Source organism: Bacillus sp. S/N-304-OC-R1 (genome assembly GCF_019749375.1).
Classification (GTDB): Bacteria; Bacillota; Bacilli; order Bacillales; family Cytobacillaceae; genus Cytobacillus.
This window is the reverse complement of record NZ_JACWFE010000024.1, coordinates 276,814-298,459: the sequence shown is the minus strand read 5'-3', so window position 1 is coordinate 298,459 and position 21,646 is coordinate 276,814. Positions and strand designations below refer to the sequence as shown.

The 21,646-nt window shown below is 37.2% G+C and carries 19 protein-coding genes and 1 pseudogene; 13 read left to right on the top strand and 7 right to left on the bottom strand.

Annotated features, from left to right (window positions below):
• The first annotated feature begins 13 nt into the window (after positions 1-13).
• Positions 14-523, top strand: a complete 510-nt coding sequence (locus H0173_RS19880; protein WP_221848505.1) for a hypothetical protein — start codon at positions 14-16, stop codon at positions 521-523.
• A gap of 92 nt (positions 524-615) precedes the next feature.
• Here the strand turns inward: H0173_RS19880 and H0173_RS22920 are convergent, their stop codons facing one another.
• Both H0173_RS22920 and H0173_RS22915 read right to left on the bottom strand, forming a co-directional pair.
• Positions 616-1,656 (bottom strand): methyl-accepting chemotaxis protein, encoded by a 1,041-nt coding sequence (locus H0173_RS22920; RefSeq protein WP_483862202.1) that lies wholly within the window; start codon positions 1,654-1,656, stop codon positions 616-618.
• A pseudogene (locus H0173_RS22915) lies at positions 1,651-2,175 on the bottom strand (HAMP domain-containing protein); the annotation flags it as partial. The gene H0173_RS22920 and the pseudogene H0173_RS22915, both read right to left, overlap by 6 nt.
• Positions 2,176-2,931: 756 nt before the next feature.
• Here H0173_RS22915 and H0173_RS19870 point away from each other — a divergent pair.
• The 5 genes from H0173_RS19870 (at position 2,932) to murC (ending at position 9,639) form a co-directional block, all read left to right on the top strand.
• The gene (locus H0173_RS19870) at positions 2,932-3,243 is read left to right on the top strand and encodes a thioredoxin family protein (RefSeq protein ID WP_221848503.1); all 312 of its coding nucleotides are present in this window, start codon (positions 2,932-2,934) and stop codon (positions 3,241-3,243) included.
• A 100-nt stretch (positions 3,244-3,343) separates the two neighbouring features.
• On the top strand, positions 3,344-4,141 hold the full coding sequence (locus H0173_RS19865; RefSeq protein WP_221848564.1) for a DUF1444 domain-containing protein: 798 nt from the start codon (positions 3,344-3,346) through the stop codon (positions 4,139-4,141).
• Between the two features lie 150 nt (positions 4,142-4,291).
• Entirely contained in the window at positions 4,292-6,889 is a 2,598-nt protein-coding gene (locus tag H0173_RS19860) for a DNA translocase FtsK (protein ID WP_221848502.1), read from the top strand.
• Between the two features lie 83 nt (positions 6,890-6,972).
• Positions 6,973-8,070 carry a nicotinate phosphoribosyltransferase gene (locus tag H0173_RS19855; RefSeq protein ID WP_221848501.1) on the top strand — a complete coding sequence of 366 codons (1,098 nt, stop codon included), beginning with the start codon at positions 6,973-6,975 and terminating at the stop codon, positions 8,068-8,070.
• A gap of 273 nt (positions 8,071-8,343) precedes the next feature.
• Positions 8,344-9,639 (top strand): UDP-N-acetylmuramate--L-alanine ligase, encoded by a 1,296-nt coding sequence (gene murC / locus H0173_RS19850; RefSeq protein WP_221848500.1) that lies wholly within the window; start codon positions 8,344-8,346, stop codon positions 9,637-9,639.
• Between the two features lie 42 nt (positions 9,640-9,681).
• On the opposite strand, the gene H0173_RS19845 is transcribed toward murC, so the two are convergent.
• A complete protein-coding gene (locus tag H0173_RS19845; protein WP_221848499.1) occupies positions 9,682-10,797 on the bottom strand; it encodes an aminopeptidase in 1,116 nt (371 codons plus the stop codon).
• 245 nt (positions 10,798-11,042) lie between these two features.
• Between H0173_RS19845 and H0173_RS19840 the strand changes: the two genes are divergently transcribed.
• From H0173_RS19840 to ytxJ, 3 genes are all read left to right on the top strand, one after another.
• Complete coding sequence (locus H0173_RS19840) at positions 11,043-11,522, top strand: DUF948 domain-containing protein (RefSeq protein WP_221848498.1); 480 nt, start codon at positions 11,043-11,045, stop codon at positions 11,520-11,522.
• An 18-nt stretch (positions 11,523-11,540) separates the two neighbouring features.
• Positions 11,541-11,999 carry a YtxH domain-containing protein gene (locus tag H0173_RS19835; protein ID WP_221848497.1) on the top strand — a complete coding sequence of 153 codons (459 nt, stop codon included), beginning with the start codon at positions 11,541-11,543 and terminating at the stop codon, positions 11,997-11,999.
• A 66-nt stretch (positions 12,000-12,065) separates the two neighbouring features.
• Positions 12,066-12,395: a bacillithiol system redox-active protein YtxJ gene (gene ytxJ, locus H0173_RS19830; protein ID WP_221848496.1), complete on the top strand. Its 330-nt coding sequence runs from the start codon at positions 12,066-12,068 to the stop codon at positions 12,393-12,395.
• Positions 12,396-12,413: 18 nt separating this feature from the next.
• Here the strand turns inward: ytxJ and H0173_RS19825 are convergent, their stop codons facing one another.
• Complete coding sequence (locus H0173_RS19825) at positions 12,414-14,579, bottom strand: cell division FtsA domain-containing protein (protein WP_221848495.1); 2,166 nt, start codon at positions 14,577-14,579, stop codon at positions 12,414-12,416.
• 312 nt (positions 14,580-14,891) lie between these two features.
• Between H0173_RS19825 and H0173_RS19820 the strand changes: the two genes are divergently transcribed.
• The 4 genes from H0173_RS19820 (at position 14,892) to motS (ending at position 18,810) form a co-directional block, all read left to right on the top strand.
• A complete protein-coding gene (locus tag H0173_RS19820) occupies positions 14,892-15,965 on the top strand; it encodes a bifunctional 3-deoxy-7-phosphoheptulonate synthase/chorismate mutase (protein ID WP_221848494.1) in 1,074 nt (357 codons plus the stop codon).
• 212 nt (positions 15,966-16,177) lie between these two features.
• Positions 16,178-17,176: a catabolite control protein A gene (ccpA, locus tag H0173_RS19815; RefSeq protein WP_221848493.1), complete on the top strand. Its 999-nt coding sequence runs from the start codon at positions 16,178-16,180 to the stop codon at positions 17,174-17,176.
• Between the two features lie 70 nt (positions 17,177-17,246).
• On the top strand, positions 17,247-18,065 hold the full coding sequence (gene motP / locus H0173_RS19810) for a flagellar motor protein MotP (RefSeq protein WP_221848492.1): 819 nt from the start codon (positions 17,247-17,249) through the stop codon (positions 18,063-18,065).
• Complete coding sequence (gene motS, locus H0173_RS19805) at positions 18,055-18,810, top strand: flagellar motor protein MotS (protein WP_221848491.1); 756 nt, start codon at positions 18,055-18,057, stop codon at positions 18,808-18,810. The genes motP and motS overlap by 11 nt, the downstream gene beginning before the upstream one ends.
• A gap of 62 nt (positions 18,811-18,872) precedes the next feature.
• Here motS and H0173_RS19800 read toward each other — a convergent pair whose 3' ends face one another.
• The 3 genes from H0173_RS19800 to H0173_RS19790 form a co-directional block, all read right to left on the bottom strand.
• On the bottom strand, positions 18,873-20,045 hold the full coding sequence (locus tag H0173_RS19800; RefSeq protein WP_221848490.1) for an acetoin utilization protein AcuC: 1,173 nt from the start codon (positions 20,043-20,045) through the stop codon (positions 18,873-18,875).
• Positions 20,042-20,692, bottom strand: coding sequence for an acetoin utilization AcuB family protein (locus tag H0173_RS19795; protein ID WP_221848563.1), 651 nt, complete (start codon positions 20,690-20,692; stop codon positions 20,042-20,044). The genes H0173_RS19800 and H0173_RS19795 overlap by 4 nt, the downstream gene beginning before the upstream one ends.
• Before the next feature lie 125 nt (positions 20,693-20,817).
• A complete protein-coding gene (locus H0173_RS19790) occupies positions 20,818-21,450 on the bottom strand; it encodes a GNAT family N-acetyltransferase (RefSeq protein ID WP_221848489.1) in 633 nt (210 codons plus the stop codon).
• Positions 21,451-21,646: the final 196 nt, after the last annotated feature.

The window sequence follows — 21,646 nt, the reverse complement described above, 5'->3', positions numbered from 1 at the left end:
GGAGGAAGAAAGTATGAAAATTCATTCAAAAGCTACCTTGCTCTTGTTTATTGTTGTTTTACTGCTAAGTGCTTGTTCTGCCTCGTTAAAAGAAGAGCAATCTGCTGCAAAGGATGCTGTTGGTGAAGCATTTAAAATGGAGCCAAAAGCTACAAATAATGAAAATGGAGATATACAATTCTATTTGCCTTTCGGATTTGAAGTAGACAAAGAGACGCCCAATAATATTATCTTAAAGAATGGATCGAAGACTTACATTCTTTTTTATAATCCGAATGAAGGCCCTGATAGTAAAGTGGTTTATAAGGCAACTCTGAAGCAAAACGATTATGACTATCAAGAAACGTTTTCTACTAAAAATAAGCATTTTGGTTATCTATTAGTAAACAATAATGAAGATACATTAAATGAACTCATTGTAGGCATAGGCGGGGTAAAAATTACAACTCAGGCAAAAACTAAAAGTTTATCGGCCGAAGCAGCAAAAATGGCAGAAATTATTCAATCAGTTAAAATGAGATAAGAAAAAAGCTAAGCATTATCGCTGAGGGATTCCTTAGTAAATACTTAGCTTTTTTTATTTTTTTATTTAAAGATTAGAAAGTATAACTTTTCTTATTTAAGCTTTGTTCTTAGGTTGTTCATAATTAATTTTATTCGATGAGGTTTGTTATTTGCTTTTGAATCTGACCGTTTCTCATCTAATGCGTCCAGTTTGAACTGATTCACCTCTAACTTAAGAGCCCCGGCAATCGCACTAAGGTCGGTTGCTGCCAAATTGACTCTTGAAATAGCTTCAAGCTGAGTTTCACTTGATGCGGCAACCTCTTCTGATGCAGCAGTTGAAGCTTCAGATACAATGAAGACTTCCTGAATCCGATCATTTAATACATGGTTATTGGCTTGTACATCTTTAACAGCGGTGCCAATTGAATTGATTTTTTGATGAATTTCCTTTACATGATGGACAATTGTTTCAAAAGCGTGCCGTGTCTTTTGAACTGATTCCCCTTGACGAAGCTTATAATCGTTAAAATGATCTGTTTCATTTAGCAGCTTCTCCATAATTTCATTCATCGATGATACAAGTAAATGAATTTCTTGTGCTTCTTGTTTAGAGCGTTCTGCTAATTTTCTTACTTCTGAAGCGACAACAGCAAATCCTTTTCCTGCGTCACCTGCTCTCGCCGCTTCGATGGCTGCATTTAATGCTAATAAATTTGTATTATCAGCGATGTCCTGAATCGTATCTACAATGGAGGTAATATGGCTGGATTGATTGGCAGCCTCACTAACTTTTTCGTTTACATGATTGGCTAAATCAATAAACTGATCGGAAATGACCTGGAGATTCTGGACTGTAGAAATGCCATTTTGTCCTAATTCCTCAGTTATCTCTGTATCTTTTAATATTTCAAGGCTTATATTTTCTGCATGATGAATGGCATGTGTTACTTTCTGTATTTCTATCCTGCTCTCTTCTAGATAAGCAGATTGCCTTTCTGCTCCTATGGCAATTTGTTTAATCGCCGCATCTACTTCATTCGCCTGAGCTGTCGTTTCTTCTGAAATCGCAGCCAAACTTTCAGAAGAGGATTGAAGCGTAGTGGAGGAATCGAGTATTTTCAGGAAAGAATGCTGAACCTTTTCGGCCATCTGATTAAAGGTATAAGCAAGCTCGCTCATTTCGTCTTTTGCAGAAACTGAAACCCGATAGGCTAAATTTCCGCTGCCAATTTTTTCAGCTCCCGCTTTTAATAGAGTAATTGAATTGGTGATTCCCCTTGAGATTAATAGACCTCCGGAGATTAATGCGACAATTATTAATAAACTAATGGCATAAGCTAAATATGTATAAAAAGTATTTTGACTGCTAACTTCTTTTTGAAGTTTCTCTTGGTTTGCAATAATGCTTTTTTGAACTTCACTGGCAGCTTGTTCAATGGATCTTGCTTCATTATCGAATAAAATGATAAATTCCTCTGTTTGCTGATAAGATGTATGAATTGAATTCAAAGCCTCTTGGTATTCAGATAATCTTCTAATTAGATAGTCTTTTGAGCTGGTGTCTAGGCTTTCATTTGCTTCAAATTCCTTTTTAAAAGTTTCACCTGAATGAAGGAATTGCTGATAGGATTCTTCATTTTTTGTTGCCAGGTATTGTTGCTCATACATTCTCATAAGCAAAAGTTGTTCATCAATGATTGGGCTCTTAAGAAATTTAGTTAAATTGGTTATTTGATTTGCCGTACTTGAAATTTTTCCTTTAAGGCCTTGGTCATCACTAAAACCAATTTGCTTATACATTCCTGATAAAATCGTAAATCTTTCTAAGTATGATTCCGAATTTTGAATAACCATTTTAAATTGGGCTTTGATATCCTCGTTATCTTGTTTCTCGCTTAATCTAGCAGACTCAGCTTTAACTCGTAAAATACTTTGAGTAACTAAATCAGCACCAAGCTGCTCAGGTGTTCTTAAAAATTGCTGCTCATATTTTCTTGTCATGGCAAGGTTATACATAATGTCCTGGCTTCCATTAACAACTGATAATAAAGCTGCTTCTTTTTCTCGGCTTTTGTCCTGCACGGTTTGAAGGATAAAATTAAAAGATAGGAGTAAAATAAGACCACCGATAGTCATAAACATGATAAGCCCTAGTTTGCCTCGGATGGTTTTCAAACTGTTCACCTCTTTATGAAAATTTTCTAAAAATTAAAATATTACCTAATTATAGAACTTTTTACCTTATATGACAATATGTGATAAAAACCCATAAAAATAAAAGGTTAATATTAGAAGGCTGTTTTCTAAAAGATTGTTGCATATTATTGGCTCAGCTATCTTTAGTTTGATATTATCTGAATATATGATGAAAAAAGGCTGGATTCGATTTGGTGATATGAAGATCCATACTGGAGGAGAAGGAAAATGAAAAAGCTTGAATCTATGGAACAATTTGAACAACTAAGAGATAATGGAAAGCATATCTTTATGTTTTCTGCCGATTGGTGCCCTGATTGCCGTGTAATTGAACCGATTTTGCCAGAAATCGAAGCTAAATATCAAGACTATACATTTATTTATGTTGACCGTGATGAATTTATTGATCTTTGCGGGCAGCTTGATATCTTTGGTATTCCTAGCTTTGTCGGCTTTAAAGATGGCAAGGAATTAGGCCGTTTTGTGAGCAAAGACCGTAAAACTCAGGACGAGATCGAAAACTTTATTGATTCACTTTAATAATAAAATTTTATAGTAACTAATATCAGGGGTCTGACCCCCAATTCGGGGTTCGGCCCTTTCTTTATGTAATGTTCCTAAGGAGGGACTAGTTTTGAAAATGGATAGTATAAAAATGAAAAAGGAATTAGAACAGCGGTTAGCCAAAGATAATCGCACTTTTTCATTTGATAGAAAAAAAGACGAATTGCGTATTGAAAATAAAGAAACTGGGAAGGGAATCACGATTTCCTTACCGGGAATTATTGCGAAATGGGAAAATCGGAAGGAAAAGGCCATTGATGAGGTTGTGTATTATGTTGAGGAAGGCTTGCAAGCAATGGAAGACGCCCCGATACAGCTTACTGGCTTTGAGAAGAACATATTTCCAGTTATTCGTTCAACCTCTTTTCCTATCCAATCGGAAGAGGATGTTCCATTTTTTACCGATGAACATACGGCTGAAACAAGAATTTACTATGCACTCGATCAAGGAACAACATACCGCTTAATTGATACGAAGCTTATGGATAAAGAAGGCTGGTCACCTGAACGAATAAGGGAAATTGCTTTATTTAATGTACGTTCACTTTCAACAGAAATGAAAGGTGACACAGTCGCGGGAAATACGTTTTATTTTCTAAATAAAAACGATGGTTATGATGCGAGCAGGATTTTAAATGATTCCTTTCTTAAGGAAAGTGAAAAGCGGATAACAGGAACAATGGCTGTTGCTGTTCCACATCAGGACGTGTTAATTATTGCGGATATTATCAATGAGACAGGGTATGACATCTTAGCAGAATTAACGATGAGCTTTTTTGCCAGTGGAAGAGTCCCAATTACTGCCTTATCTTTCCTCTATGAAAACGGAGAGCTTGAACCAATTTTTATACTTGGGCAGACGAAAAAGAAATAGGATGTTTTATTGTTGAAAGGATCACTTTTAAAGTGGTCCTTTTTTACTTGTAATCTTCCCCCAATAGACTCAATCTCTTATTTTTTCTCCAATTTTCGCGAAATACTGTTAGAATAGAAAGGATAGAATTAAAGAAAGAGTTGGTATACATTGAGTTGGATTAAAAAGCTATTCCAAAAAATTAAGAATGACGACAATAATGAATATGATGAAGAATATTTGATAGAAGAACGAAGAAACCCTACTGAGATTCAAAATCACTCAGAACCATCAAAAGATATAAATGCGCGGGTATTATATCAATATCCGAAAGGAAACTTCCGATTTCCACTAATTCCTGACGAAGAATCTAATCATAAAACGAGAGAGCCTAGAGTTGATAGGGAATCGAAAAAGCAGGTCCCAAGATATCAGGAAACGAGAGCGAAAAGAAGCGCCCCTGTTGAAAAGGAGCCTAAAGCTGCTCAAATTAAAGTAAAAGCTGAAAAGGAAAGAACGCAAAGAAAGGGTCCCTTTCGGCCAACAGAAATTCCTTCTCCAATCTATGGGTTTGGACGTCCGAAGAAAGAGGAACCATTAAAAAAATTCGAATCTGAACCTATTGAGTTTGAACTGAACAACATAATACAAGAGGATCAAATATCTGAAGCAAAACAAATACAAAATCTAACACCATTTAATGAATATATAGCTGAACAGGTTCAAGAAGAAGATCATCCAGTTTTTCTAGATCATCCAGAACCTTCATATATGATTGAAGAAGAAACAGATCTCGAGGAAGAGTATACTGAGGCAAATACAGAGCAATATGAGGTAATCGACGATGCTCAATTACAGACTGTTCCGTATTCTGATCCTGTTGATCTGCTTTTAAAAGATGAAGTGTTCAATGGGGAAGAACAATTCTTCGATGTGGAAGTTTCAAGTGAAGAAGAAACACTTATTTCAGTGGATCAAACTGAAATTGAAGAAGAAACAGAGGATAAAGCTACCACCATTTCAGCAGACCCAGAAGAAGAGGAAACGGTGGCGGAAGCAGCACCAGCAAGGAAGCATATCCCATTTAATGTGATTATGCTTAAAAATGATAAGCAAAGGCTATCTGAAAAAACAAAAATCCCTTTCATGCCTTCATTTGCTGAAAAGGCTGAAGTTCGTATGGAGACAGATAAAGCATCTGAGTTTCATGAAATAGCTCCAATAATCGAAGAGGTCAAACCTAGTGTTGATCGAATAGCATCAGCCATAGAAGAAACTATAGGAGCTGCAGAGAAAAAAGCACCTGTTATAGAAGATTTTCTGACAGAAGAAGATGATATTTCATATTATCAATTTCCTTCGAAAAGCTTACTATTGCCTCCAGTTAATCGGGAGGAGCCATCTGATTGGTTTATTGAACAAGAGCAACTTCTAAACTCAACATTAATAAACTTTAATGTAAGGGCACATGTTGTTAATGTTACGCAAGGTCCGTCTGTTACTAGATTTGAAGTGCAGCCAGAGCCAGGCGTAAAGGTTAATAAGATTACAAATTTATCGGATGACATAAAATTAAGCCTTGCTGCTAGAGATATCCGGATTGAAGCGCCTATCCCAGGCAAGCATACAATAGGAATTGAAGTACCTAACAAAACAAGCAGACCTGTATTAATTAGTGAAATTATTAACAGCTCGGAGTTTAATAATAGCCAGTCTCCTTTAACGGCTGTTCTCGGATTGGATATTGCAGGCAAACCGATCGTGACAGATTTGCGAAAAATGCCGCATGGCTTAATTGCTGGTGCTACAGGTTCAGGAAAAAGTGTCTGCATTAATACGATTCTCGTAAGTCTTTTATATAAGGCAACGCCTGAGGAACTAAAGCTTATATTGATCGATCCCAAAATGGTGGAGCTTGCTCCGTATAACCGAATTCCACACTTAGTTAGCCCAGTCATTACAGATGTAAAAGCAGCAACGGCGGCTTTGAAATGGGCAGTGGAGGAAATGGAACGTCGTTATGAGCTATTTGCGCATACAGGGGTAAGAGATATTGGCCGCTTTAATGAACTAGCTGAAGAGCATAAACGTTATTCAGATAAACTTCCATACATGGTGATTATTATCGATGAGCTAGCAGACCTGATGATGATGTCACCTGCAGATGTAGAGGAAGCAATTTGTCGTATTGCCCAGAAGGCAAGGGCTTGTGGTATTCACTTAATTATTGCTACACAGAGACCATCTGTTGATGTCATTACTGGTTTAATCAAGGCGAATGTCCCAACAAGGATAGCTTTTTCGGTTTCTTCACAAATTGATTCGCGTACCATTATTGATATTAGCGGAGCAGAGAAACTGCTAGGACGCGGTGACATGCTTTTCTTAGAAAATGGATCATCTAAACCTGTTCGCCTTCAAGGCACATATGTTTCTGATCAGGAAATTGATGACGTTGTTGCCCATGTTAGGAGAGAACGTGAACCTGAGTATTTATTTGAACAGGAAGAATTGCTTAAAAAAGCACAGGTTATTGAAGAAGAAGATGAATTGTTCTATGAAGCATGCGAATTTGTTATTGACCAAGGGGCAGCATCAACCTCTAGTCTGCAAAGAAGGTTTAAAATCGGTTATAATCGTGCAGCACGTTTAATTGATATGATGGAAAAGCAAGGATTTATTTCGGAAACGAGAGGAAGCAAGCCGAGAGAGGTTTTAATTACAGCTGCTGAGCTTGAATCACTTCTAGACACTAGTACAATAAATTAATACATGGTATTCTTTACTTGCATGATAAAAATACTAAAAATATTTACAGCCTTGGATTTGAACGGTATGTGAGGAGCTTAAGGATGAAGGAAATTGAACTTAAATTAAAAGGGGAAATAAATCGGTTAACTAACCAGACTTTTAAATTTGATGAGCGGATAAGAGATGGCTGGTTCTCTGCAGTGTATTTTTTAAAAACAAGAGAAATTGTGAACAAGTACCATAAAGATGTTGTGGTAACCATGCAATTTTTCCAAAAAAATCATGCAGTTTTGTGTGGTACAGATGAAGTAATTGCACTTCTAAAAACTTTTGCTGATAATCCTGATGAACTTGAAATATATTCTTTAAAGGATGGCGATAAAATTGCGCCATTTGAAACAGTCCTGACCATTACAGGAAAATATCAAAGCTTTGGCTACCTAGAAGGAGTGATCGATGGGATCCTCTCTAGACGTACAGCTGTCGCTACAAATGTTTACAATGTTGTCAAAGCAGCGAGTGTATCAGGCAAGCAGAAGCCGGTAATTTTTATGGGAGATCGAGATGATCATTATACAACCCAAGCCGGGGATGGCTACGCTGCTTATATTGGGGGAGCAACAGCTCAAGCGACTCATGCTATGAATGAGTGGTGGGGCATACAAGGAATGGGTACAATGCCTCATGCCCTTATTCAGATGTTTAATGGGGATCTTGTTGCAGCAACAAAAGCATACAAGGAAACCTTCCCAGAAGATGATCTCGTTGCACTTGTTGATTATAACAATGATGCCATTACTGATTCTCTTAAGGTCGCTAGAGAGTTTGGAAAGGAATTAAAGGGCGTTAGAATTGATACATCCCGTACAATGATTGATCAATATTTCTTAAGAAATCAGCATCTGTTAGGGACTTTTGATCCACGAGGTGTCAATGCAGAGTTAATTTTTGCTCTCAGAAAAGCATTGGATGATGAAGGCTACGAACATGTGAAAATTGTTGTTAGCGGAGGGTTTAATGAATCCCGAATTCTTGAATTTGAACAACAAGGTGTTCCAGTTGATATGTATGGAGTCGGTAGCAGCTTACTAAAGATTAATATCGGATTTACAGGTGACAATGTCTTAATTGATGGCAAGCACGCCGCAAAAGCAGGCAGACGCTATCGTCCGAATCCACGGCTGGAAAAGGTTGAATAGAACAAGAAAAATAATAGCTCCATGACCGTTAATGGCACATGGAGCTTCGAATTGAAAAAAACATGGCAATGTTTTCTGGGATTTCATTACATAGTTTTTAAAAATAAATAGTGATATAATGATTAAATATGAAGAAAGATAAACTTAATGATTTATGCAAGGCTTTTAGAAAAATTAAATTTGAAATGCGCGTGTTCTAAGTTAGGATATGCGCAAAACTAGATGAATGTCATATACTGTTTTACAGATATACGATGGTTGGAGGTTCTTTATATGACTATTTACCATTTCGTAGGTATTAAAGGGGCTGGAATGAGTGCCTTGGCGCAAGTACTGCACGATATGAATTATAAAGTACAAGGCTCAGACTATGAAAAACGCTTTTTTACACAACTGGCCCTTGAGCAATCTGGAATAAAGATCCTTCCCTTTCAAAAGGAAAATATAAAACCTGGAATGACCATTATTGCTGGAAATGCTTATCCGGATACTCATGAAGAAATTGAAGAAGCAATGAGACTTGGACTGCCTGTTATCCGTTACCACCGGTTTTTAGGTGACTTTATGAAGAATTTCACGAGTGTTGCCATTACAGGCGCTCATGGAAAAACTTCAACTACAGGCTTACTTGCACATGTAATGAAAGGTGCAAAACCAACTTCATTCCTTATAGGTGATGGTACGGGAAGTGGAGATGAAAATGCAGAGTATTTTGTTTTCGAAGCATGTGAATATCGAAGACATTTTTTATCTTATTTCCCTGATTATGCGATCATGACGAATATTGATTTTGATCACCCTGATTACTTTGCTAATATTGAGGATGTATTTTCGGCATTCCAAGAAATGGCATGGCAAGTGAATAAGGGGATTTTTGCATGCGGTGATGACGAGCAATTGCAGCGAATTCAGGCAAAGGTACCAGTGCTTTTCTATGGTTTTGCTGAAGAAAATGATTTTCAGGCACGAAACGTTGTAAAAACAACGGAAGGCACAACATTTGATGTATTTGTAAGAAATACATTCTACGAAACCTTTCACATTCCTACTTTTGGCGATCATAACATCTTAAATTCGCTTGCTGTTATTGCACTTTGCCACTATGAGGGAGTCAATTCTGAAATTGTTCAAACTTGCCTAAAAACCTTTAGTGGGGTAAAAAGAAGATTTTCAGAGAAAAAGATTGGTTCTCAAATTATTATAGATGATTATGCTCATCACCCAACTGAAATTAAGGCAACAATTGATGCTGCACGGCAAAAGTATCCAGAACGGGATATTATATGTGTTTTCCAGCCTCACACATTTACGAGAACCCAGGCATTCCTTGATGATTTTGCTGAGAGCTTAAACTTAGCAGATAAAGTCTATTTATGTGAAATTTTCGGTTCTGCAAGAGAAAATCATGGTAAATTAACAATTGAGGATTTGAAAGAAAAGATTCCTGATGCCAATATCCTATTAGAGGAAGAAACGGCTGTATTAAAAAATCATGATAATAGCGTCCTTATTTTCATGGGAGCTGGAGATATTCAAAAATTTCAAGAGGCTTATGAAAATCAATTATAAATAGTAAAAAAAGATGCGATCAATTGACCGCATCTTTTTTTACTATTTTAGGTTCTCAGGGTTTAATGCTTCTAATTCTGGAATGACAAAGCGTCCATCTTTCCGAATTAAGCGATCATCGAAATAAATTTCTCCGCCGCCGTAATCTGGACGCTGGATATTTACCATATCCCAATGGATATTGGATTTGTTTCCATTGTAAGCTTCGTCATAGCATTGACCAGGAGTGAAATGGAAGCTTCCATCAATTTTTTCATCAAATAAAATGTCTTGCATTGGATGTAGAATATATGGATTTACTCCAATTGCAAATTCTCCGATGTAACGAGCTCCTTCATCTGTATCAAAGATTTTATTAATTCTATCAGTGTCATTTGCTGTTGCCTCTACGATTTTTCCATCCTTGAACGTCAGTTTCACATTTTCAAAGGTGAATCCATTATATGGAGATGGCGTATTATATGTAATGACACCGTTTACAGAATCACGGACAGGCGCTGTATAAACTTCTCCATCTGGAATATTCATCTGACCAGAGCATTTAATCGCTGGGATGTCTTTAATAGAGAATGTTAAATCCGTTCCAGGGCCAGTAATTTTTACTTTATCTGTTGCATTCATTAATTCAACGAGGTTGTCCATCGCTTTATCCATTTTACCGTAATCGAGATTACATACATTAAAGTAGAAATCCTCAAAGCCCTCTGTGCTCATTTTCGCAAGCTGTGCCATTGAAGATGTCGGATATCTTAATACAACCCACTTCGTTTTAGGAACGCGAATTTCTCGATGCACTTTTTTCCCGATTGTAGCTCCATGGATTTTCATTTTTTCATCAGGAACATCTGAGTGCTCATTAATGTTATCTCCAGAACGAAGGCCAATATATGCATCCATTTGACTCATCACATTCGCTTCAAAGTCAGCCATCAGATTGAAATTTTCTTCTTGTGCTCCAATAAGCAGAGAACGGTCAACCTGATGATCTTTTAATAGAACAAAAGGATAGCCTCCAGCAGCATAGGCTTCCTTAACAAGAGCAGTCACAAGCTCTCTTTGCAGGCCAAAGTTTTCAATTAGTACCTTCTCTCCCTTTTGCAGGCGGACAGAGTAATTGATTAAATTCTTTGCCAGTGTTTCAATACGAGGATCTTTCATTCATTTTTCCCTCCGAAAAACAATTTTCATAATATAACAATATATATTGTATCCTAAATTGCATTTTTTTGTTTAATTTATATTTTAACATTGGACATTTATGTTAAAATGTCCAATGTATAAAGATTTGATGAAAATACTAGCAGGAGATCTGTTCTATTAAATGGAATTCTTTTGATTAGGGGGTTTATGTTGACTGCAACTGGGAATAAGATAAATAGCTAGGACAAATGGAGGTTATCATCGTGCAAATTATTTTGTATTTAAGTATAGCTGTGATCGCTATCGCGTTTTTTATTCTTGTCATTTACTTATCAAAAACTTTAAAATCTCTGCAGATTACATTAGATAGTGTTTCAAAAACATTAATAGGTTTAGAGGGCCAGCTAGAAGGGGTAACGAGGGAAACAACAGCCCTGCTTGAAAAAACAAATGCTCTGGCAGAGGATGTTCAGCATAAATCAGAAAGTCTTAATAGTGTTGTTATTGCTGTGAAAGAAGTTGGAGACTCTGTCCGCAGCTTCAATGGATCGATTCAAAAGATTACGAGTTCTGTTAATGAGGGGCTAGAGGAAAACAAAGAAAGAATTTCACAGGTTGTTCAATGGGGCCAAGTATTAATGGAACTTAAAGACAAATGGAAGATGAGAAAACAACCTGAAACTCAAGAAGTTCCGGTGGACAAGCCAACCCCTCAAAAGAGATGGATAAGAGAAAGAAGTTAATTAGGAGGAGATTCTAGTATGAGTAATCAAGAGAGAAGTCAGTACGAACAAACACAATCAAAATCAAATGATAGCATCAATACGAAGGATTTTATTATCGGTGCTCTGATTGGAGGAATGGTAGGGGCAGCTGCAGCACTATTCCTTGCTCCTAAATCCGGAAAAGAATTAAGAAGCAATCTTAATGAACAAGCCGTTGTACTGAAGGAGAAAACAGGTCAGCTTCGTGAAACTGCTAGATCTAGAGGCATACAGCTTGCTGAAACAGCAAAGGAAAAATCCAGCGGGCTTGCTCAATCTGTTTCTAGACAGTCCATTGAATTAGTTAATAAAGTAAAGAATATAAACCCAATTGATACAATAGCCAAAAAAACTGATTCCAATCAGCACTCAGCAGTAAGTAATGATGATATACAAAGGAAGCTAGAGGAAACAAAAAAGGCATTTGACGAGACAGAAAATAAATATAATCATTGAAATTGTTTTGCAAACAGTGGAGTGGTAAGATAGCTTCACTGTTATTTTTTAATAGGGGGTAAAAGGATGAAAAGATTTAATGGTAATGAGGATTTTGATCAGGCTTTACAAAATGAAGAGCAGTTAATTATTTTAAAGCATAGTTCAACATGTCCTATCAGTCAGGCTGCATATGAAGAGTATGAAAGCTTTGCTGAAGAACAAGAAAACCTACCGATGTACTATTTGATTGTTCAAGAAGAGCGTCCTTTATCAAACTACATTGCAGATAAGTTCAACATTAAACATGAATCACCACAAGCCCTGCTAATTAGAAATGGCAAAGTTGCTTGGCATGCCTCTCATTGGAAAATTACTTATAGCTCTTTAAAAGAAGCTGTTAAGGAAAATAAATAAAACATCCGTTTGGATGTTTTATTTATTTCGTGCTGTAGTAAGTGATGGCCAGACTATCTGAAGATCATCTCCTGGCTGGATGGAGCTGTGGAAAGTTGCTTGTTCTCCGTTGATCAATAATACAAACTTTCCATCAGAATGAGCAGGAATATCAATATTTACATGACCAAATAAATCTTGAAAAATAAATGGCTCGATCTTGCCTTGCTCAAGGTTGAGATGGTCTCCATCTTCGATCACGTCATCTTCTAATAAAGTCACGCCTTGTCTTTTAATGAGAGAGACGTTTTTTTTGAGATCAATTTTATTGTTGTTAAATGTAACAGGAATGCTTTGGGTAAGCATTATCTGTTTAAGGTCTGCCAGTTCTCTAACTGTAATTGTCCCTTTTTTTTCAATAATGATATCGTCCCCATGCTCATAGCCATGGTAGGATTTAATTTCTCGACCGTTTCGAAACATTTTTCCAGCTAGAGGCGGGATAAATGTTTCTTTTCCATTTATATTCACCCTGAACGGTCTTGTCTCAGCTATTAATTCTAGGAGGTTAAGAGCAACTAGCACTTCTTCAACTGTTTCTGGCATTTTACACTGGATTACATCTCGATCATAAACAAACTCTTTCGGATCAGCATTACTTCCATTACAGGTTAAAGAAGCGGATATCTTATAAGATTGTTCATTTATTTTGATATCCTTCACAGGGATTTCATTAAGCAGATCCTTTATTTGCACTTCAGCTTTTTGACCGTTTTCACCTTTTTCAACGATCAGCTGGTCTCCATTTTTTATTTCACTGTCTAGGGAACATGGAGCTCCGTTACACAAAATAAGAGGGGGTTCCCCGTGGCCGCCAGGAATTGTAATGTTTTGTCCGTTTACAGTCACAATCATGGCTAATCCTGGTTTCCCGTATAATTTGTTCATTTTTATCCCCGCAGCGAGAAGACAATCGCCAACTGTCAAACTTTTCACCTCGAATAATCGAACAGGCTGCTCATTTACATAGACCGTTTTGTATTGAACAGGGGATTTATGAGCAGCGATAGCAATTCCAATTGGCGTAACAAGCTCTGGACCTTTTGTAATATGCTCAGATAATGTAAGAGAAGTAATAGCATCTATTCCCCTTATCGCTACTCGGTTATCCGGCAAATTCAATTTTGCAGCCACTCGCTTTGGCAATTCCGGTGTTAGGCTGCCGCCTCCAACGAGCATCACAGCTTTTGGTGATTGCTGATTGTTTAAGCAAAGAATTTCATTACATATAGATGAAGCAAGTTTATCTAATGCTGGCGAAATACTTTTTAAGATTTCATCTTTCGCAATCTCTGTTTCAAATCCAAGAATATCAGTTACTTTAATTAAATCATGTTCAAGCAGCTCTCTTTTCGCCTTTTCAGCTAAAGGAAAATCTAACAGGAGCTGGTCACTTAGCGCCTCGGTTATTTCATCACCAGCTACCGGGACCATTCCGTAGGCAATGACAGTGCCTAAATCTGTGATCGCAATATCAGAAGTCCCTGCACCAATATCGACTAGAGCAACATTTAACCGGCGCATTGAAGGAGGAATTAATACATTTATAGCTGCAATAGGCTCAAGTGTTAATGCTTCCATTTCTAAATTAGCACGATGAAGTGCGGATAGAAGTGATTCAACGACAACCTTTGGCAAAAAGGTAGCAATAATTTCTACAGAAGCTTCGTCTCCTTGCTGATCAATCAAACTGCCGATTTCTTCTCGGTCTAATCGGTAATAAAGGACAGAATATCCGACACAATAATAATATGTCTTTTCTGATTGGTGTTTCTCCGCAACGATTGCCTGTGCCTGCTGAACTGCACTTAGCTCCAAATGGAGAATATCCTCTTTTTGTATTAAAGGCTTGCCATTAATATCAATGCTTACTTCAGCACGTTCTGTTTTTAAGGCACGGCCAGCAGCAGCGACACTCACCTTCTTTAAAAGCCCGTGTTTTATTTCAAGCTCTTCTTTTATTTCAGAGATAATTTTGGACACAGCTAAAACGTCATGAATTTGTCCATCAAGCATTGCACGTTCCGTATGCTCTTTTACAAGAATATCTATAACATGGTATTTGCCTTGAGATTCTTCTAAAATAATTCCATTTACAGAACGAGTGCCAATATCTAAAGCAAATAGCTTTTTTTGTTCAAGCAAGTATACACACCTTCTTTGCTTAATGAAAAAGTATAAAAAGTAACAATATTAACCCTTTAAATCTTTATTACATAAAAGCGTTTAATTATTAAAGAAAAAATTAGTGACATGTAGAGATAATTCATATATAATTACTCTAATTATTAAAAATGTACCATATATTTAAAGCTCGATAAAGGAGAATGAATGTATACATAGCCGGATAAAGAGAAAATCGTTTGAAAATATGATTTTTTCAGCATAATAATATCTAGGCTAAAGAGACATCCGTTTCCATATCGTAAAAAAATACTTTGAAGGGAAGGGACAGGAATGAGTAACGAACTTAATCAGTTAAGAAATCGTGTAGATGAGCTAAACTTACAGCTTCTTTCACTCATTAATGAAAGAGCTAAATTAGTTCAAGAAATCGGAAAGGCAAAGGAAACACAAGGTGTACACCGATATGATCCTGTCCGAGAGCGACATATGCTTAATTTAATTAAGGAGCATAATGACGGCCCTTTTGAAAATTCAACTATTGAACATGTGTTCAAGGAAATTTTTAAGGCTGGTTTAGAGCTGCAAGAGGATGATCATCGTAAAGCCCTTTTAGTTTCAAGAAAGAAAAAGCCTGAAAATACAATTGTAGACTTAAAGGGAGTAAAAGTTGGGGATGGTAATCAACATTTAGTTTTTGGACCTTGTGCAGTTGAATCGTATGAGCAAGTTGCAACAGTTGCGGATGCTATTAAATCTAAGGGTCTTAAGCTGCTTCGCGGTGGAGCTTATAAGCCTAGAACATCTCCATATGATTTCCAAGGTCTTGGTCTTGAGGGGCTAAAGATTCTTAAAAGAATAGCAGACGAATTTGATTTAGCGGTAATTAGTGAAATTGTAAGTCCTGCAGATATCGAAACAGCTGTTAATTATATTGATGTTATTCAAATTGGTGCAAGAAATATGCAGAATTTCGAGCTTTTAAAAGCTGCGGGTGCAGTTAATAAGCCTGTATTGCTAAAGCGTGGAATTGCTGCAACAATTGAAGAATTTATTAACGCTGCTGAATATATAATGGCACAGGGCAATGGGCAAATTATTCTTTGTGAACGCGGAATTCGTACGTATGAGCGTGCTACTCGTAATACTCTTGATATTTCTGCTGTTCCAATTCTAAAACAGGAAACACATTTACCAGTATTGGTTGATGTTACGCATTCAACAGGTAGACGTGATTTACTGCTTCCTGCAGCAAAAGCAGCATTAGCTATTGGGGCCGATGGTATTATGGCTGAGGTTCACCCGGATCCTGCAGTTGCTTTATCTGATAATGCCCAACAAATGGATTTAAAACAGTTTGATGAGTTTATGAAAGAACTGCAATCTTCTGCATTTGTTAGAGTGTAATAGCCGAAAGCCTTCTGTTAATGGTCAGAAGGCTTTTTTTATTTTAAAATATAGATGCTTGACATTGCGGCATTTCAAAGTCTGTCGTATGATAAGATACATAATTACGATTGTGTAACCACTCACAAACATCAGTGTGTTTAGGTTATGATTCATTGTTGTAAACTAATAATTAATATGTAACTTTGTTCTAATCTTAAGGAGTGATATAGATGAATGTAACCATTTATGATGTGGCGAGAGAGGCCAATGTTTCGATGGCTACCGTTTCTCGTGTAGTAAACGGAAATCCTAACGTTAAGCCTGCCACAAGAAAAAAGGTATCTGAAGTGATTGAAAGATTAGGCTATCGTCCGAATGCAGTTGCTCGAGGACTAGCTAGTAAAAAGACAACAACCGTAGGAGTTATCATACCAGATATTTCAAATATCTTTTTTGCAGAACTGGCAAGAGGGATTGAAGATATTGCTACGATGTATAAATATAATATTATTTTAAGTAACTCAGATCAAAATTTAGATAAAGAACTTCATTTAATTAATACGATGCTTGGAAAGCAAGTTGATGGCATTGTTTTTATGGGTGGAAATATTACAGAGGAGCTTGTGCAGGAATTTGAGAAATCTCCTGTACCGATAGTTTTAGCAGGGTCCATTGAGGAAACAGAAAGAATTCCGTCTGTAAATATTAACTATGAACAGGCTACTTATGATGCGATCACTAATTTTATTGATAAGGGGCATAAAGAAGTAGCGATTGTTCTAGGTCCAAAACATGATCCAATAAATGGAGTAAAAAAGCTCGAAGGCTACAAACGTGCACTTGCTGATAAAGGACTTCTATTTAAAGAAGACTTAGTAGCAGAAGGTGATTATACGTACGATTCCGGAATTGAAGCATTTGAAAAGCTCTTAGAAGCAGAACCGAAGCCGACTGCGATTTTTTCTTCATCTGATGAAATGGCACTTGGTATTGTTCATGGAGCTGAAGACAGAGGATATCATATTCCAGAGGATTTTGAAGTTATTAGTTCCGACAATACTAAATTATCATTAATGGTTCGTCCGCAACTAACTACAATTGTCCAGCCGCTTTATGATATTGGTGCTGTTGCGATGAGACTATTAACAAAATATATGAATAAAGAAGAAGTGTCAGATCATATTATTGTCCTTCCTCACCGGATTGAAGAACGCAGCTCAACAAAATAATGAAATAGCCGATATTATTATATAAAGGATGCTTTTTTCATTATTTTTTGAGGATCGGGAGAGGGACTAAATGAAAAAGTTTGACGTTTTAACGCCAATTGGATTAGTTGTTGGCGCAGTTATGCTGATTTTTGGAATCGTCACAAATGGGGGAATTAGTGGATTTTTTTCTTTTATTGATCCTGCCTCTATGTTGATTGTATTAGGTGGCGTTATAGCTGGGCTGCTAATTAACTTTCCGATTAAAGATATGAAACATATTTTTACTGTCATTAGACAGGGCTTTAGTCAAAACGAGCAAAATTTAGATGTATTAATTAAAACCTTTGTTACTCTGTCAGAGCGTGCTCGCCGGGAGGGACTGCTATCACTGGAGGCAGAGATTGAAGAGGTTAAGGACCCTTTTATCCGTAAGGGAATCCTGCTTGCGGTAGATGGAATTGAACCTGATATGATTAATGATATTATGAATGCTGAAATCACTGCAATGGAAGAAAGACATCGAAAAGGCAGAAGTATTCTTGAGAAGGCAGGAGAATATGCACCGGCCTGGGGGATGATCGGTACACTCATCGGGCTCGTTCTTATGCTTAAAAACTTAAACGACCCTTCTAGTTTAGGACCTAATATGGCTGTTGCATTACTAACAACCTTATATGGTACATTAATGGCAAACTTAGTATTTTTACCGCTCGCTGCTAAACTTGCCTTGAAAACAGAGCAAGAGGTTTTTTTGAAGCAAATCATTATTGAGGGAGTTATAGGTGTACAAGCTGGTCAGAATCCAAAGCTGCTTGAAGAAAAGCTTAGTGCCTTTCTATCTTCAAAAGAAAGGAAAAAAGCAGCACAGTTAATGACTTCTGGGGAGGCATTAAACGATGAGGCTTAGGAACAGGGCATCTGAACCTCGAAAAGGTGCCCCAGGCTGGATGGTTACGTTCTCTGACCTTGTAACTCTCATACTCGTATTTTTTATTTTACTATTTTCCATGTCTCAGATTGATATGATGAAATTTAAAGCAATAACGGAATCGTTCAGAGAGCAATTCTTTGATTTTTATCCATCAATAGTCCCGCTCGATCAGCCGGTAGGAATCGAGAATGAAATGCCAGCAAAAGACAAGGATAAAGATAAAGGTGCAGACTCGGCTAATACATCATTAGAAGATCTATTATCTGAAGTGCAAAGCTTTTTGGACAAAAATGGGCTGGATGATGTAATCCTTGCTAACCGTACAGACCGTGGAGTCGTTCTAGTACTTCAGGAAAAAATTCTCTTTGCCCCTGGACAGGCTGAGGTTATAGGTGATGCGTATGCATTCCTTGATAAGGTTGGAGAATTATTACAAAAGCTACCTAATTTAGTTAAAGTCGAAGGACATACAGATAACCGGCCGATGAATAGTTTCCGTTATCCGTCTAACTGGGAGCTTTCTGCAGCACGTGCCAGCAGCGTAATTAACTACTTGATTGAAAAACATCATTTGGATAGCAACCGATTTATTGCTGTTGGTTATTCAGATACAAGACCGATTGTATCGAATGACACAGCTGAAAATAGGCAGAAAAATCGACGAGTAGAAATCGTCATTTCAGATCCGAAATATAGTAAAGATGAACTTGTAACGAAATAAAAGGACCCAATTGGGTCCTTTTATCATAATAGACATATATATTCATAGAATTTCAGAACCATTTAGTTTGCTTCCTTTTTACTCTGATTTCTAATCGGATATAGTGCTTTATCAAGTGTTTGTTTGTTTTTTTCTGTGATTTCTAATTTTCTTGGAATCGGCTTGTACATATTTGGCGGGTCATCCCACTGGGCTGGAAGAGGAACTGGAGAATTCTTCTCCCAGGTGTTTACCCATTCTGAAGGTAAGGTTCCATATCGATTTGGATTGTTCTTCATTTCCAGCCAAATTAGCGACCAAGCACGGGGAACCACACGCCAAATATCATATCCGCCGCCGCCAACTGCAATCCATCTACCATCGCAATATTGATGGGCAATTTCATGAGCAAGCTTTGGAATTTCACGATAAATATTAATCGTTGAAGAAAGATGGGTAAGTGGATCCAAATAATGAGCATCAGCCCCATTTTGCGTCAGGATCACATCTGGTTTAAAATAATCAGCAATTTCCTTTAATGATGTACGATATATTTCTAGCCAAGAGTCATCCTCTGTGAAAGCATCAACCGGTATATTAAAAGAATACCCGTATCCTTTACCTTGACCCCGTTCATTTACATTCCCTGTTCCTGGGAATAAATAGCGGCCAGTTTCGTGTATGGAAAGTGTGCATACATCAGGGTCATCGTAAAAGGACCACTGGACACCGTCTCCATGATGGGCATCGGTATCTACATATAGCACCCGGGCTTTATATTTTTCCTGTATGTATTTTATGGCAACTGAACTGTCATTATATATACAAAAGCCTGATGCTTTCCCTCTAAATCCATGATGAAGTCCTCCCCCTAGATGCAAAGCATGCTTTGCATGGCCATTCATAACATAATCAACGGCTGTTAACGTTCCGCCAACTAATAATGAACTTGCCTCATGCATATTAGGGAAAATCGGGGTATCTTCTGTACCAAGACCATAATTCTCCCCTGTTTCAGGGGAAAGCTGCCCAATTCCAGCTAATTTTACTGCGTTCACGTATTTAGGATCGTGAATGAATTGCAATTCTTCATCTGTCGCTCTTCTAGGAGGAATGATATGATGTTTCTCAATGGCGTTTAAATGTGTGAGTAAATCAAGTGTTAGTTTAATCCGCAGCTGATTAAAAGGATGATTCTCGCTGAATTTATATTCCAGCAAGTCTTCTGAAAATACAAAAACAGAATCTTGGATCATGATGACTGCCCCGGTGTATTAGGCCATAATACTTGATGGCCGGCATCTTGAAGGTCTTGAATAATAGAAAGAGGGTTCATCATTTGTACCCTTAAAACAATAATTTTATATTTTTCATCACTTTTATCAGGATAAACTAATACACTCTGAATATTTGCTTTTCTATTTCGAATGACGGTTGTGATTTCGGAAAGCATACCAGCTTTATTAGGAACCTTTATTTCAATTTGAGAGCCTGGCTGATGAGCGCCAGTTAATTCGACTAATGTTCGAAGAAGATCTGTTTCCGTTACAATTCCAACAAGCTTATCATCTTTTAAAATGGGAAGACAGCCAATGCGGTGCTCATAAATAATAGCCGATACCTCTTCAACAAAATCAAGAGGGTGGCCAGTGATAATGTCAGTCCGCATAATCATTTCTAAAGGGTTTTGCAGAAGCTCTTTAAACTTTTCGGTCTCAAAAAGTATAGAAGGGGTAGCGTCACGAATATCTCTATCTGTTACTAAACCTATTAGATGCTGATTTTCATCAATGATGGGCAAATGACGAATTTTATTTTCGTTCATTAGCCTGATGGCATTTGCAATAATATCGTCTTTCGATAGAGCTACAACATTCTTCCTCATTATCTCTTCAACAATCACTTTTATATCCCCCTTCATTGTCTAGCTCCAGCGCCTACCCCCTACAAGCATAAAGGAAAGCTTCTGCGAATAATCTTCGCAGGAACAATTGTCCTATAATTGTTCCGAAGGCGCTTGCGCTTTTCTTAGTACATGAAACGATTCATAAACCGGAGACCGTCAAACTTCTGGATTGAATCTATATCGACTCTTTTGCCTATTCTCGCCATGAGGCAATTAGCAGGGTGAGAACTAATTTCTGGATCGTCTGTTGCGTACCATTCCAGTCCCCCGGCATTCATCATTTTCTCCATAACCTTTCGATATTCCCAAACATTTAATCCTGTCCCTTTTAAGTCCCAATGCCAATAATATTCTGTCGTTATAATAATATAATCTTCCATAGCCTCGTCCATCATGGATACCTTTAAGAGGCTCTTTCCTGTTCCTGACCCTCTAAAATCGGGAATGACTTCAATGGCGCCAAGTTCTATTAAGTTATCCATCTTCCCTTCGGACCATCTTTCAAGAGGATCGGGGTATACATATGTAACATATCCGACTATAGTATCCATATATCTGGCAATGATGATTCTTCCTTCTGGCAATCGAGCTATCTCAATAAGAGCTTTTTTCTGCTGCTCTGGTTGGCGAAAAGCCACTAAGTCTTTATGAAACTCCAAATCTGCTAATTTATCAGGGGAGATGGGCCCTTCAATAATTAAATTCCCCTTTGGGGTTTTTAATTGCATTGCATTATAGGTTTTTCGATGTTCCATTTATTCACCGCCTAATGACATTCATGATTAATTCCATTATACATAAAAATATTCATTTTTAATCGACTTGCCTATATTTTCTGTATTATTAAAAAACACTTTGTGTCATCTTTGAAAGAATATATTTTTGATTTACCATTATTAGATTATATTTTTGAGAATATATGATTTAATTTTAGTTATTTTTACTCATTTT

Coding starts and splice junctions, on each gene's coding strand:
- H0173_RS19880 (WP_221848505.1), top strand. CDS start 14: ATGAAAATTCATTCAAAAGCTACCTTGCTCTTGTTTATTGTTGTTTTA.
- H0173_RS22920 (WP_483862202.1), bottom strand. CDS start 1,656: ATGGCCGAAAAGGTTCAGCATTCTTTCCTGAAAATACTCGATTCCTCC.
- H0173_RS19870 (WP_221848503.1), top strand. CDS start 2,932: ATGAAAAAGCTTGAATCTATGGAACAATTTGAACAACTAAGAGATAAT.
- H0173_RS19865 (WP_221848564.1), top strand. CDS start 3,344: ATGGATAGTATAAAAATGAAAAAGGAATTAGAACAGCGGTTAGCCAAA.
- H0173_RS19855 (WP_221848501.1), top strand. CDS start 6,973: ATGAAGGAAATTGAACTTAAATTAAAAGGGGAAATAAATCGGTTAACT.
- murC (WP_221848500.1), top strand. CDS start 8,344: ATGACTATTTACCATTTCGTAGGTATTAAAGGGGCTGGAATGAGTGCC.
- H0173_RS19845 (WP_221848499.1), bottom strand. CDS start 10,797: ATGAAAGATCCTCGTATTGAAACACTGGCAAAGAATTTAATCAATTAC.
- H0173_RS19835 (WP_221848497.1), top strand. CDS start 11,541: ATGAGTAATCAAGAGAGAAGTCAGTACGAACAAACACAATCAAAATCA.
- ytxJ (WP_221848496.1), top strand. CDS start 12,066: ATGAAAAGATTTAATGGTAATGAGGATTTTGATCAGGCTTTACAAAAT.
- H0173_RS19820 (WP_221848494.1), top strand. CDS start 14,892: ATGAGTAACGAACTTAATCAGTTAAGAAATCGTGTAGATGAGCTAAAC.
- ccpA (WP_221848493.1), top strand. CDS start 16,178: ATGAATGTAACCATTTATGATGTGGCGAGAGAGGCCAATGTTTCGATG.
- motP (WP_221848492.1), top strand. CDS start 17,247: ATGAAAAAGTTTGACGTTTTAACGCCAATTGGATTAGTTGTTGGCGCA.
- motS (WP_221848491.1), top strand. CDS start 18,055: ATGAGGCTTAGGAACAGGGCATCTGAACCTCGAAAAGGTGCCCCAGGC.
- H0173_RS19800 (WP_221848490.1), bottom strand. CDS start 20,045: ATGATCCAAGATTCTGTTTTTGTATTTTCAGAAGACTTGCTGGAATAT.
- H0173_RS19790 (WP_221848489.1), bottom strand. CDS start 21,450: ATGGAACATCGAAAAACCTATAATGCAATGCAATTAAAAACCCCAAAG.